Annotated in this window: 11 protein-coding genes; all 11 read left to right on the forward strand. The window is 50.6% G+C overall.

Translation table 11 applies throughout. From position 1 onward, the window contains the following. Window positions 1-246: 246 nt before the first annotated feature. Complete coding sequence (locus tag L4D19_RS09860) at window positions 247-1503, forward strand: imelysin family protein (protein WP_428452311.1); 1257 nt, start codon at window positions 247-249, stop codon at window positions 1501-1503. Between the two features lie 87 nt (window positions 1504-1590). Further along, the gene (locus L4D19_RS09865) at window positions 1591-3030 is read left to right on the forward strand and encodes a di-heme oxidoreductase family protein (protein ID WP_428452312.1); all 1440 of its coding nucleotides are present in this window, start codon (window positions 1591-1593) and stop codon (window positions 3028-3030) included. 12 nt (window positions 3031-3042) lie between these two features. Continuing rightward, window positions 3043-4053 carry an imelysin family protein gene (locus L4D19_RS09870; RefSeq protein WP_428452313.1) on the forward strand — a complete coding sequence of 337 codons (1011 nt, stop codon included), beginning with the start codon at window positions 3043-3045 and terminating at the stop codon, window positions 4051-4053. Continuing rightward, window positions 4034-5143 carry a DUF1513 domain-containing protein gene (locus tag L4D19_RS09875; protein ID WP_428452314.1) on the forward strand — a complete coding sequence of 370 codons (1110 nt, stop codon included), beginning with the start codon at window positions 4034-4036 and terminating at the stop codon, window positions 5141-5143. Before L4D19_RS09870 ends, L4D19_RS09875 begins: the two co-directional genes overlap by 20 nt. Window positions 5144-5386: 243 nt before the next feature. After that, window positions 5387-7069 (forward strand): L,D-transpeptidase family protein, encoded by a 1683-nt coding sequence (locus tag L4D19_RS09880; protein WP_428452315.1) that lies wholly within the window; start codon window positions 5387-5389, stop codon window positions 7067-7069. 152 nt (window positions 7070-7221) lie between these two features. Next, window positions 7222-7770, forward strand: coding sequence for a peptidoglycan L,D-endopeptidase MepK (gene mepK, locus L4D19_RS09885; RefSeq protein ID WP_160648238.1), 549 nt, complete (start codon window positions 7222-7224; stop codon window positions 7768-7770). A 174-nt stretch (window positions 7771-7944) separates the two neighbouring features. Next, window positions 7945-8598, forward strand: coding sequence for an MBL fold metallo-hydrolase (locus L4D19_RS09890; protein WP_428452316.1), 654 nt, complete (start codon window positions 7945-7947; stop codon window positions 8596-8598). A gap of 426 nt (window positions 8599-9024) precedes the next feature. Beyond that, window positions 9025-10425, forward strand: a complete 1401-nt coding sequence (gene uhpT, locus L4D19_RS09895) for a hexose-6-phosphate:phosphate antiporter UhpT (RefSeq protein WP_428452317.1) — start codon at window positions 9025-9027, stop codon at window positions 10423-10425. A 189-nt stretch (window positions 10426-10614) separates the two neighbouring features. Further along, window positions 10615-11223: a response regulator transcription factor UhpA gene (uhpA, locus tag L4D19_RS09900; protein ID WP_075766455.1), complete on the forward strand. Its 609-nt coding sequence runs from the start codon at window positions 10615-10617 to the stop codon at window positions 11221-11223. Next, window positions 11223-12734, forward strand: a complete 1512-nt coding sequence (gene uhpB, locus L4D19_RS09905; protein ID WP_428452318.1) for a signal transduction histidine-protein kinase/phosphatase UhpB — start codon at window positions 11223-11225, stop codon at window positions 12732-12734. Before uhpA ends, uhpB begins: the two co-directional genes overlap by 1 nt. 49 nt (window positions 12735-12783) lie before the next feature. Continuing rightward, the coding region (locus tag L4D19_RS09910) for an MFS transporter (protein WP_428452319.1) at window positions 12784-14026 on the forward strand (1243 nt) is incomplete at its 3' end.

Below are 14026 nucleotides of genomic sequence, written 5' to 3' on the forward strand. Positions count from 1 at the left end.
TAGTGTTTTGTGTCAATTGAAGAACAATCAAAATTTTAACTATGTTAGCAAAGTGCGTGGAATTTAAACAGGATAGCGTCTTTTGGTTATTTAAATGAGCGGTATGGTTGTTTTTTTAATTCACAGAGTGATTAGTTATTCCAAAATGTAAAAATCATGGTTATCATGCGTGAATAAAAATGATTATCACTAACATACGTATTAGTGACTACGGTAAAGCAGCTCATATAAAGGACGTAACTCACAATGAATAATAAGTTCACTCGCAACCTTATTGCGGCGTCATTACTGACACTTCCAGTTTTCGCGCAGGCGGCACCAACTAAAGCAGAGGTTGTTGAGCATTACGCAGATCTGGCTCACAGCGTATTCAGCGATTCTCTGATCACCGCTCAGGCGCTGGACAAAGCACTTGACGCACTTATCGCCAACCCATCAGAAGCTAACCTTGCCAAAGCGCGTGAAGCTTGGAGAGCGGCACGTGTACCGTACCAACAGTCTGAAGTATTCCGTTTCGGTAATGCGATTGTCGATGATTGGGAAGGACAACTTAATGCCTGGCCGCTTGATGAGGGTCTGATCGATTATGTTGCTGATGATTATCAGTATGAGCTGGGCAATGAAGGTGCGCAGGCTAACATCATCGGCAATGAGTCGCTACAGATCGGCAATGCCAAAATTGATGTGAAAAAAATTACACCTGAACTGCTGGCTGAGCTAAATGAGCTAGGTGGCTCTGAGGCGAACGTTGCGACCGGCTATCACGCTATCGAGTTCCTACTTTGGGGGCAGGATCTAAATGGCACTGGCAACGGTGCCGGTGAGCGTCAGTACACTGACTTCGCCTACGGTGAAGCGTGTACCAATGGAGGCTGTGAACGTCGTCGTGATTACCTGAAGGCGGCTTCTGAGCTGCTGCAGGCCGATTTAAGCTGGATGGAACAGCAGTGGTCTGCTGACGTCGCGTCTAACTACCGTACCGAACTACTGGCTGATTCGGCAGACAACGGTTTACGTAAAATGCTATTCGGCATGGGCTCTCTTTCTTTGGGTGAGCTTGCCGGTGAGCGAATGAAGGTTGCGTTAGAGGCGAACTCTACCGAAGACGAGCACGATTGTTTCTCTGACAACACTCACTACTCCCACTACTATAACGAACAAGGTATTTACAACGTATATACCGGTACCTATATGCGTGTGAACGGTACGCTGGTCTCTGGTCCAAGCATTCATGATCTTGTCGAGAAGAAAGACAAGCAGGCTGCGAAAGAGATCCAGGCTGAGTTTGACCGTGCCCGTAGCCAGGTTTATACCCTGGTTCAGTCTGCAGAAAAGCAAAATCAACATTTTGATCAGCTGATTGCATCTGGCAACAAGGCCGGTAATGCCCTGGTCGGAAAATCTATCATGGCGCTGGTTAAACAGACGGCAGAAATTGAGCGTGCAGCCTCTATTATCGGTGTTAGCAACTTAAATCCCGATACGGCTGATCACCAGTTCTAATTATCAGAAACACCTGATAACCACAATTAAGTGAAAAGGGGCTCGGCTGAGCCCTTTTGTCGTCATATAAAAATGAGTGTGTGAGCTATGAAGTTGTACTTTGCTGCAGCCTTTCTTTCTTTGTCTGCAATTTCTACTGTCGTTAATGCCCAAGATTCCAACGCAGGCTCTTCGCCAGAAAAACCTGATCCAAGTGTGATTAAAGCTTTGAAATCAGGAGGGGATACCACAGTCAAAAAATCGGGGCCGAACGCATTTTCGTTGCCTGCTGGTAACCTGCCTTTGTCAAAGCGCCTTGATTTCAGCGTTGGTAACAGTTTCTTCCGTAATCCATGGGTTCAGGCTCCGGCTACGACCGATGCCCGCGATGGCTTAGGGCCATTGTTCAATACCAATGGTTGCCAGAACTGCCATATAAAGGACGGTCGTGGTCATCCGCCTGAGCCTGGCGACAGCAATGCGGTTTCTATGCTGGTTCGTCTCAGTATCCCTGCAATGACCGCTGAGCAAAAGAAAGCCGTGATCACCGATGGTGTAATTCCGGAACCAACCTATGGCGGTCAGCTTCAGGATTTCTCCATTTCTGGGGCCAAGCCAGAAGGGCAGATCAAACTTACTTATAGCGATGTGCCAGTGACCTTCGCTGATGGTGAAGTGGTTACCCTGCGTAAGCCTGAACTGGCAATTACAGATCTGAACTACGGCCCGCTTCATGACGATGTATTGATGTCGGCCCGTATTGCCCCTCCTATGATCGGGCTTGGCCTGCTCGAGCAGATCCCGGAGGCGACTTTGGTGGCAATCGCGAGGGAGCAGGAAAATGCGGCTCAGGGTGTGTCCGGCAAGTTAAATAAAGTCTGGGATGTTGAGAAACAGCAACTGGTAACCGGTCGTTTTGGCTGGAAAGCTGGTCAACCGACGCTGATGCAGCAAAATGCTGCTGCATTCAACGGTGATGTTGGGTTGACAAGTAACTTGTTCCCGAACGAGAACTGTACTTCTCAGCAGTCGATATGTAACGAGTTGCCAGATGGCGGTAAACCAGAAGTCAGTGATAATGTGCTGGATTTTGTCGAGTTTTACTCGCAGCACCTGGCTGTCCCTTCACGCCGAAACGTTACTGATCCGCAGGTGATGAAAGGCGAAGCCATTTTCGCAGAAGTTGGGTGCGATAGTTGCCACCGTAGCCAGATTACTACCGCTAAAAATGCCGAGCTGCCGGCACTGTCCGAGCAGTTAATTAATCCGTACACCGATTTGCTCTTGCACGATATGGGCGAGGGGCTGGCCGATAACCGCGGTGAATTCTTGGCCAATGGCCGTGAGTGGCGAACTGCCCCGTTGTGGGGAATTGGTTATACCGAGGAAGTTAACGGTCATACTAACTTCCTGCATGATGGCAGGGCGAGAACCTTGATGGAAGCTGTGCTGTGGCATGGCGGTGAGGCCCAGCAAAGTCGTGACAAGGTACTGATGTTGTCGAAAGCGGACCGAGATGCCCTGACTGCATTTCTGCAGTCATTGTAAAAGGAAGCGGACATGAAACTATCAGTAACATCGTTATCAGCGGTTGCAATCGCAATGGCTGTTACCGGGTGTAATGATCAGCAGCAAAGCATGACCGGTACGATTCATCAGCAGCACCTGCAGGCGGCGGAGCTGTTTGCAGATGCCTCTCGTCAGGCCAATAGTGAGCTCACCGCCTTATGTCAGTCTTATGATGAAAATCAGCTAGAGGCAGCCCGTCAATCCTGGCAGCAGGTGATGCACAAGTGGATGGCATTGCAGGGGCGAGAGAAAGGCAGTGAAGAGGCGCTGGCGTTAAGCTGGCAAATCCAGTTCTGGCCTGACAAGAAGAATACAACCGGACGCAAGCTTAACCAGCTACTGAAGCAGGATACCGCATGGACGGCAGCCGATATTGCCGAGCAGAGCGTTGCGGTACAGGGGCTGGGGGCCGTCGAGTGGTTCTTGTATGAAAAGCCGACATTACTGCAAAGCGGCAAGGGATGTCAGCTGGCGGAAGCTGTCGGGGATCGTCTGCAGCAAAGTGGTGAGCAACTGACGAAAGCGTGGAAGGCAAATCCGTGGCAGCAACTAACGCCGCAGATGGCTCTTGGTGAGTATTTGGGCGCACTGAACAACCAGCTCGATTACAGTATGAAGAAACTGACCCGTCCGCTAGGAAAGCCGGGGTCGCCCAAGACCTATCAGACCGAGTCTTGGCGTTCGCAGACCTCGCTTGGCAACCTCAAGGTCAATGTGGAAGCGATGCAGCAACTTTATCTGGCTGATGGCAAGGGGCTTGATGCGTTATTACGTCAGCGTGGGTATGGCGTAACGGCCGATCAGATCAGCAATCGCTTTGCGTCCCTGCTGGAAAGCTGGCCGACGACGAACGCCATGGTGCCGATGTTGAAGACCAAAGAAGGCTATCGTGAGTTGCTGAATATTTACAACGGGCTGGAATATATTCAGATCGCGCTGCAGGATGATGTAGCAACAGAGTTGGGTATTGTGGTGGGGTTCAATGCAACCGATGGTGACTGATTTTACTCGCAGGAAACTGCTATGGACGGCGTTGGGGGCGATGGCAGTCGTCCCGGCAGTTGGCTTGCTGTCGGCCTGCTCGACGGGTGTGACAGCACAGCGTCTGACACCGAAGCTTATCGGATGTAGCCGTACTCCTGCTGGTGGTTACAGTGTGGTTGTTGCCAGTCAGGATGGTCAGCCGATATATCAATTCGCGCTACCGGGTCGTGGACACGGCATTGCTATACAGCCTAACGGTACCTTGGCGGCGGCGTTTAGTCGTCGTCCGGGGCAGTACTTGCAAGTATTCGATTGTCAGAGCGGGCAAGAGTGGCCGATCAGGGGCGCCGATCCCCAGCGCCATTATTATGGTCATGGCGTGTTCTCGGCAGATGGCAATTATCTCTATGCGACCGAAGGCGTTAAGACCAGCAGCGAAGGGGTGATTGGGGTCTATGACGTTAAGGCCGGGATGGCCAAGGTTGCCGAGTTTACGGGATTTGGTATCGGTCCCCATGAAGTCGTGTTAGCCGATGAGCATACTCTGGCTATTGGTGTTGGCGGAGTACACACCCAGGGGAGAAAGCCACTCAATCTGGATTCAATGCAGCCGGCGCTGGTGTATCTTGATGTTCGAACCGGTGACGTGCTGGAACGCGTTGAGCTGGAGGATAAACGGCTCAGTATCCGTCACCTGAGTGTCACGGATACCGGTGAAATCGCCTGCGGGCAGCAATACCGCGGCGAGCCCGAACAGGCTGCGCCACTGGTGGCGCTGCATCGTCGTGGCCAGCCGTTGCGACATCTTAAGGCTGACGATGAACATTGGTTGAGATTCAACCACTATGTGGCCAGTATTGCCAGTGTTGATGGCTATTTGTTGGCGACTTCTCCCAGGGGTAACTGCTACGGTATCTGGCATGAGGCAAGCATGGAGCTGGTTGAGATCCGGCCCCTGATTGATGCCTCCGGGGTCGGTGTGATTGACGGTGACTGGTTGGTCGGCTCAGGGGCAGGAAAAGTGCTGACAATCACCCCGCCCAAGCAAGTTCGTGCCTATCAAAGCCCGGTTATGTGGGATAACCATTGGAACGTCTTGCCAAGTTAATGCCTTTTTCCAGTCTTTTGTAAAAATAATTTGGCTATCTCCAATAGAGTCTGCCAGTACCTGTGTTGTTGAGTTAACTCAAAAGGATAGGGTACTGGCGGACTTTTCTGCTGCCTGTATCTTTTCTGACGAAATGGATTGAGTTTAAGAATTGAAACATTGCCGCGAGTTCCCCGAAGCTAAATTTAAATCCGTTATTTTGCGAGTTTGCCATACTTAAAATGTTGTTGACGGGGATCTCTCATGGCAATGTCAAAGCTTAGCTGTATCGGGCTTGTTCTGATGGTCACTTGTACACAGACGGTGTCGGCGGAAAGCCTACCGCCATCATCCCACTTGGCTGTAGGCGCTTCGCTACAGCAACCCGCTGAAGATGTCTTGCAACAGCAAAAGGCGAAACAGTGGGTACTCGAAATTGCAAATGATGTTTCTGCTATTCGCTACATTGATAAGCTTGCCCAGTTATACCATGCCATCGGCTATACGCCGCTTTGGCAAGACACCTTTACTGCCAATGAGTTTGAAGAGCAGCTTAGGCTCTTGGCCCAGTCCGGCGTTAGTGCTGACTACACGCGCCGTTACTCGTTGTTGCAACACTTCAAAAATTCTAACGACTGGCGCCAGTACGACTTACTGGCAACCGATTCGCTACTGGCTTATATGAGCTATATCGAAAGCCTGCCTGAATTCGGTCGCGGATGGTTGTTCGGTGCCGGGGTCGAATCGCGATTGCCAGCTCCCTCTTCGGTAGGGTTAGAACGCCTGCTCAGTGCCATTGAAGTTGACAGGCTGCGATTCTTTGTCGCCGGGCTAAAACCGGCTGATGATCGTTATACGCAAATCGAACTGGCGATAAAGGAGTTGGAGCAGGCCGCCACCCAGCGCTGGCCCGGGTTTTATCAGCAGGGGATTATTCGCCTTGGCACCCGGCTTAAGAATCCTGATGGCTTGATCACGTTGCTCGAAAATCTCGGTGATTTGCAAGATTACGAGGCGGAGCAACTGCGTGAGGCGAAGGTTCGAACCTATAACATCGACTTGGCCAATGCCATCAAAAGCTTCCAGCAGCGACATGGCCTCAAGGTTGATGGCACCATTGGCCCCAAAACCCGTTACTGGCTGGCGATGCCGGCAAAAGAACGTATTCGGATCCTGGCACTTAATGCGCAGCGCCTGCATCTATGGCCGGCCGATCAGCCCTCCATGCTTGTTGTTAATATTCCTGACTATGAGCTGACGCTGTGGCTGGATAACAAACATGTGCTGGATAGCAAGGTGATCGTCGGCAGGCCCAGTCGCCGTACCCCTTTGATGACCTCGACGGTAGCATCGGTTGTCTTCAACCCGTACTGGAATGTGCCGATTTCTATCATGCGTAAAGATATTCTGCCCAAGGCCAGGTATGACCGAGGTTACCTGTACCGGAATGATTTCAGGGTCATCCGCAGCTGGACAAGTTCAGAGCAGATCCCGATCCATACCATCGACTGGCGAATTGTGAATGCAAAAGCGTTCCCGTATCGGCTACGGCAAAAACCGGGCAAGAAAAATGCCCTTGGTCGCTTTAAGTTCAATATTCCGAACGATAACTCGATCTATCTCCATGATACACCGGCCAAAAGTCTGTTCAACAAAGACGAGCGGGCATTCAGTTCAGGCTGTGTCAGGGTCGAGCATGCCGATGACCTGGCGATGATTTTGCTGACTTACTCGGGCGTCACCGAGCAGCGTGTCAATGAGCTCAAGGCAAGGACGAAAACCAAAACTGTCGGACTCAACAACCGGGTTAAGGTGCATCTGATTTATCAGACAGCCTGGGTAGACAATCAGGGTTTGGTGAATTTTCGTGATGATGTCTATAGCTATGATCAAATGAGTGAGATGTCTCAAAAAGAAGAAAAATTTACAATTATTTACCACGAATAATTTTCTTATAAGTCAGTCATTAGCCGATGTCGGTACAATAATTAAGCGTTTTATTGCGTTTAACACGTTTGACTGAACAAAAACTGAACGGTATCTTGCTTTTCGATTCATGGCTTTGGCCCGACATTAGCAAGAAAGTGGTTTAGTTTAGGATGTCTGAGATTGATTACAAGCGCCGCCAGTTATTGGTTGCTGGGGGACTGGCGGTTGGCGCATGTTTATTGCCAGGAGTGGCATTGGCTAGCCCGTACAAAGCAACGAGTGCGAGAAAGATTTCGCTGTGTAATATTCATACTAAAGAAGATCTGGAAACCCAGTACTTTGATGGTCAAAGTTATATCAAGCAAGAACTGAAGCGCATTAACCATATTTGCCGTGATTTCCGCCGTAATGAAGTGGCAAATATGGATCGCCGTCTGTTTGATGCAATCGCCGAAATACAGGCGGGTTTAGGGCACAAGGGCCAGGTGCGGATTATCTCCGGTTATCGCTCTCCTGAGACCAACAAAGCATTACAGAAAAATGGCGGGGTAGCGAAAAAGAGCTACCATATGAAAGGCGAAGCCATTGACTTCAATCTTGAAGGGGTGCCCTTGTCCAAGGTGCGTAATGCTGCCCTCGAGTTACGCCTCGGTGGCGTAGGTTATTACCCGAAGAGTGGTTTTGTCCATATTGATACAGGCCCGGTTCGCCGTTGGTAAGTGATAAAGGTCGAACTGCCAACCGAGTTGAGTGCAATATTTGTCGAATAATTCCAAAGCCGGTTTCTATCTCCCTCTCTTGATAGATTCCGGCTTTGTTGTATCTGCGATTTTGTTGTTATTGCCTGTGGCGTGTTATCCTGCCCCCAGATTATTGCGAGTTAGGAAAGGGCTATGAGTCTCCAGTTTGAAATTGTTCCAGTTACCCCGTTTCAGCAAAACTGTTCGGTGATTTGGTGTGATGAAACCAATGAAGCTGCCTTGGTCGATCCCGGTGGTGATATTCATTTGCTAAAAAACAAGGTTCAGCAACTGGGGCTGACAGTCACCAAGCTGATCTTGACTCATGGCCATCTTGACCATGTCGGCGGTACCGCGCCGCTAGCGGCTGAGCTAGGTGTACCTGTAATTGGCCCGCATAAAGAGGATGCATTCTGGCTGCAGGGGCTGCCTCGTCAGAGCGAGATGTTTGGTTTCCCGCTGACAGAAGCTTTCGATCCGGATCAGTGGCTGGAAGAAGGTGATGTGGTCACTGTCGGCAACCAGTCATTAAGTGTGTATCACACCCCGGGGCATACGCCGGGTCATATTGTGCTCTACAGCGCCGAAGCCAGTGTCGCTTTTGTTGGAGACGTATTGTTCAATGGCGGGATCGGTCGTACCGATTTTCCGAAAGGCGATTTTCAGACCCTGATTAATTCTATCAAGAGCAAGCTGTGGCCGCTTGGCAATGATGTTTCCTTTGTTCCGGGTCATGGCCCGATGTCGACATTTGGCAAAGAGCGCGTGTCAAATCCGTTTGTGGCAGACGAAATGCCGCTGTACTAGCAGGCATTAATTCCAGGGAAAGGTAAAAGCGAGGGTGTTCAGCTCTCGCTTTTCTGTTTATTGATTCGCACACATTATAGTTCTCTTCTTTCATCCCCATATTTTTAATGTGACTACTTTCACGCTTTTTCGGCCAAGATTTAAAAACTAGGAATCTTTCCTAATTGTTTTAGGCCGGCTTCTCAAGCCAGCAAACCTGGCCGTCTTTAAAATCTTCACTCAATCGGGTTGAACATTCTTATGCCTTGCCTCCAACAGCCTTGTTTGGCGGGTTGCCGAGGTTTCGGTATGGGCATAACTATTTCTTTTGCTCCCGATGATTTCCAGGAGTCTGCTTACTGAATGCCGCTCTGATAGTTCGGTGATAAACATAACATGTCAGGTATTCAGTAAGTAGGCTTTGTATTAGAAGATTGAGGGTTTCACATGTTTAAATTGTTGGAGCAGGTCAGAAAGCCGACGCTGGATCTGCCTGTAGAAGAGCGCCGCAAGATGTGGTTTAAGCCATTCATGCAATCGTACCTGGTTGTGTTTATTGGCTACTTGACCATGTATCTGATCCGCAAAAACTTCAATGTTGCTCAAAACGACATGATCTCAACCTACGGCCTGTCGATGACAGAGCTAGGTATGATTGGTTTGGGCTTCTCTATCACCTACGGTATTGGTAAAACCGCCGTTTCTTATTACGCCGACGGTAAAAATACCAAGCAGTTTCTGCCGTTCATGCTGATCCTGTCTGGTATCGCGATGCTGGGTTTCAGTGTGAGCATGGGCGGTTCAGGTGTTAGCTTGTTCCTGATGATTGCCTTCTATGGTCTGAGCGGCTTCTTCCAGAGTACCGGCGGTCCGTCAAGTTATTCCACCATTACCAAGTGGACACCGCGTAATAAGCGGGGTACCTACCTGGGCTTCTGGAACATGTCACACAATGTCGGTGGTGCCGGTGCAGCAGGTGTTGCCTTGTTCGGTGCGAACTACCTATTTGATGGTCACGTGATCGGTATGTTTGTATTCCCGTCGATCATCGCCTTGGTAGTGGGCTTTATTGGTCTGCGTTACGGTAGTGATTCACCGGAAGCTTACGGCTTGGGTAAGGCCGAGGAACTGTTCGGTGAAGAAGTCAGCGAAGAAGATGTCAACGCCGAAGAAAACCAGATGACTAAGCGCGAAATCTTCATGGAATACGTGCTGAAGAACAAGATCATCTGGTTGCTGTGCTTTGCCAATATCTTCCTGTACATCGTACGTATCGGTATTGACCAGTGGTCGACAGTTTACGCCTATCAGGAGCTTGGTTTCTCGAAGGAAACGGCTATCCAGGGCTTTACTATGTTCGAGGTTGGTGCTCTGGTCGGTACCTTGATGTGGGGTTACCTGTCTGATTTGGCCAATGGTCGTCGTGCCCTTGTCGCATGTGTTTCTCTGGCGCTAATCATCTTCGCTCTTGAGTTCTATCAAACAGCGACGACTGAGTACATGTACCTGGGTTCTCTGTTTGTACTTGGCTTTCTGGTTTTCGGTCCTCAGCTGCTTATCGGTGTTGCTGCAGTTGGCTTTGTTCCGAAGAAAGCGATCAGTGTTGCCGATGGTATCAAAGGTACGTTTGCCTACTTGATTGGTGACAGTTTTGCCAAGCTTGGTCTGGGTATGATTGCTGATGGTACGCCTATCTTCGGTTTGACAGGTTGGCAGGGTACCTTTGCGGCTCTGGATACCTCAGCCGCAGTGTGTATCGGTTTGTTGCTCTTTGTTGCTATCGCGGAAGAGAAGAAAATCCGTCGCGAGAAGCGCTTGCTACAAGAGACTGAAGTAGAACTTGCCTAAGTTGTTCTGACTCAATAAACCACCCTTCGGGGTGGTTTTTTTATGCCTTTATGAATATATGGGAAGTGGGTCTGACTGCTTCTTGTGATAAGGGATGTAATGAATGCTGGGATTTCATTTTTCGCTCTTGCCTGTCAGGGCGGATGGATGTAGGTTATGCCTCTTTTTGCTTTGGCCGGGTGGTGCTAGATGATCAAAGTCGTACTGGTAGATGATCACATTATTGTGCGTTCTGGGTTTGCCCAATTGCTGTCGTTGGAAACCGATATAGAGGTTGTCCGGGAATTTGGCTCTGCGCAGGAAGCAAGGCTGGGCATTCCGGGCAGCCAGGCAACGGTTTGTATTCTGGATATTTCGATGCCGGATGAGAGCGGCTTGTCTCTGCTGGCCGATTTGCCAGAAGGAATCGCCTGCATCATGCTAAGTGTCCACGACTCGGTAGCGATTGTCGAAAAAGCACTGGAAGCAGGGGCCAGGGGCTATTTGAGCAAGCGTTGTAGCCCGGATGAATTAATTCAGGCGGTACGCACGGCGGCAACCGGTGGTTGTTATCTGACGCCTGACATTGCACTGAAACTGGCTTCTCCCGATCGTGGCGGAAAGCAGCTGACCCAACTGACCAAGCGGGAGCGTCAGATCGGCGAGATGCTGGCATTAGGGCTGGATGTAAAGACAGTGGCTGCCAAACTGGGGCTTAGCCATAAGACGGTTCATGTCCACCGCGCCAATGCGATGGACAAGCTGAACGTCAAGAACAATGTCGAGCTGGCAAAGTGCTTCGCTTCTGAGGCGCTTTGATGCGGAATTTTGCTATTACCTCTCTGTGTAGCTGGCTGCTGATATCCTGCAGCTGGTTCTGTCTGTGGATCATTGGCTTTTACTTCACGCTCGATCCCGAGCTGGCCGTCTTATTCTTTCCCTTTGCGATGAGGTTGGGGGTATCTCTTCATGCTCCCAAACAATACTGGCCGGCTATATACGGGGCGGAGTGGTGGCTGATTGTCTCTTTGGCTGTGATGCTCGAACAGCCACAGTGGGTGTCGGTTATTGCCGCGAGTTTACTCAGTCTGCCGGTCCTGTGGCTGGCCCATCAATATTATTACGGCACTCAGTGGCGCAGGTTATGCGTCATGGGGGCTGTGATCGGTCTGACGGCGCTGATAAATACGCTGGCAGTCGCCTCACAAAGCAATCATAGCCTGATGGTACTGCTGGTCAGCATTACCGGCGGGTTGATGCTGGTGCCCAGTTGCTATTTGATTTGGAGCTATTTGTTTCAGAAAGCGTGGATCCCGCTGACTGTCGGTCTGGTGTCTCGCCCTGTTGAGCTGCGAAGCCGGCATGTGGTGCTTTATGCCTCGTTGTTTATGGTTAGTATTGCGATTCAGCTTGGCCTGCCTGATGAGATGCGCCGGTTTGCGCCGTTCTGCCTGGCAATCCCGATTATTCTTTTGGCGTTTCGGTATGGTTGGCAGGGCGCTTTGCTAGGCACCTTGCTAAACAGTGTGGCATTGATTGCGGCCAGAACCGGAGGCAGCAATCTTGAGATCACCGATCTCTTGTTGTCGTTATCGGCTCAGAGCCTGACGGGAATTCTGCTGGGGATGGGGATCCAGCGCCAGCGTGAGCTGAACCAGCAGCTCCGCCATGAACTGGTTCGTAACCACAGCCTGTCCCGTCAGCTGGTAAAGGCAGAAGAATCGGTCCGACGCGAAGTTGCCCGCGAGCTTCATGACGAAATAGGGCAAAACATCACGGCGATTCGTACCCAGGCCTCGATTATCCAGCGTGTTGAAAATACGCCGATGGGGAAGACTTGTGCAACTACGATAGAGTCGCTGTCACTGAATATTTACGATACCACCAAGGGACTGCTGACCCAGCTGAGACCGAAGTCGCTGGATGATCTCGGCCTTGAAGATGCCGTGCAACAGTTGGTCCGAGAACTCGAGTGCGAAAGCCATGGCATCGATACCCTTATAGATTGGCACCATAACGGTCAGGATTTGGCTGCACTTAGTGACACCATGAGTGTGACTGTGTACCGGATTTGCCAGGAAGCGCTCAATAATATCGTGAAATACGCCAGGGCCTCCGAAGTGAGCATCCGTATCGACATCAGGGAAGAGGTTGAGCTGATTGTCAGGGATAATGGTATCGGCTTTAAGCCGGAGCTGACACTCAATGGATTTGGCCTGCGCGGGATGCGCGAGCGGGTTCAGGCTCTCGGAGGAACCTTCACACTGCACAGCCAGACAACGGGAGAAGCACAGGGCACTGAGCTTAGGGTGACTCTGCCTGTGTTGTAATTCTGCTTCTGTTGTAACGTCCTTGGGTTGAATGAATAAGTAAAGAATGATGCTGGGTTATCTAAAATCACCGCAATCTGCGCCAACGGTTACCGACCCCAAACAGGTCGACGAGATGTACCGTCATTGGCGCTTCCACATAATGTTTACCATGTATATCGGCTATGCCGTGTTTTATTTCACGCGCAAGAGTTTTAACTATGCCTTGCCGGCAATGATCGCTGATCTGGGCATTGATAAAGCCGATATTGGTATGATCGGAACGTTGTTCTATATCACCTACGGCTGTTCGAAGTTTCTCTCCGGGATCATTTCTGACCGCTCTAACCCGCGTTATTTCATGGGGATCGGTCTGATTGCAACAGGTGTGATCAATATTCTGTTTGGCTTTTCGAGCTCATTGCTGGTTATGACAAGCCTGTGGGTACTGAACGCCTGGTTCCAGGGCTGGGGGTGGCCACCGTGCTCCAAGCTGATGACGACCTGGTATTCACGTTCGGAGCGTGGGTTATGGTGGTCACTGTGGAGTACTGCCCACAATGTTGGTGGCGCCTTGATCCCGCTTTTGGTGGGTTTCCTGACCCTGCATTATAGCTGGCGCTACGGATTCATTGTTCCCGGCTTGATTGCTGTTGTGATTGGCCTGGTACTCTGCTGGCGGCTAAGGGATAAGCCCATGACTCTCGGGCTGCCGACGGTTGGCCGCTGGCGCAAGGACAGCTTGGAGCTGGCCCAGGAAAACGAGGGCAGGGGACTGAGCCACAGTGATATCCTGAATAAGTACGTGTTGAGCAACAAGTATATCTGGCTGCTGGCGTTTAGTTATGTGCTGGTGTATATCGTGCGCACAGCTGTTAATGACTGGGGTAATTTATATCTGACCGAGCAGCACGGTTACAGCCTGATCACTGCCAACACAACGTTGTCGTTGTTTGAGGTGGGTGGGTTTGTCGGCTCTCTTGTCGCCGGCTGGGGGTCTGACAGGCTCTTTGGTGGCAACCGGGGACCGATGAACTTGATCTTCTCTATCGGAATCTTTCTGTCGGTGGCGGCACTGTGGCTGATGCCGATCACTGGTTTTGTGCTTCAGGCTGGCTGCTTTTTTACTATCGGGTTCTTTGTTTTTGGTCCGCAAATGCTAATAGGCATGGCGGCGGCAGAGTGCTCCCATAAAAATTCTGCCGGGGCTGCGACGGGCTTTGTCGGACTGTTTGCCTATATGGGAGCGGCGCTGGCAGGTTATCCGCTGGCCCTGGTGATGGAGTATTACCACTGGTCGGGCTTTTTTACTG

Origin of the sequence: Photobacterium kasasachensis (assembly GCF_050336885.1) — a bacterium.
GTDB classification, from domain to species: Bacteria; Pseudomonadota; Gammaproteobacteria; order Enterobacterales; family Vibrionaceae; genus Photobacterium; species Photobacterium kasasachensis.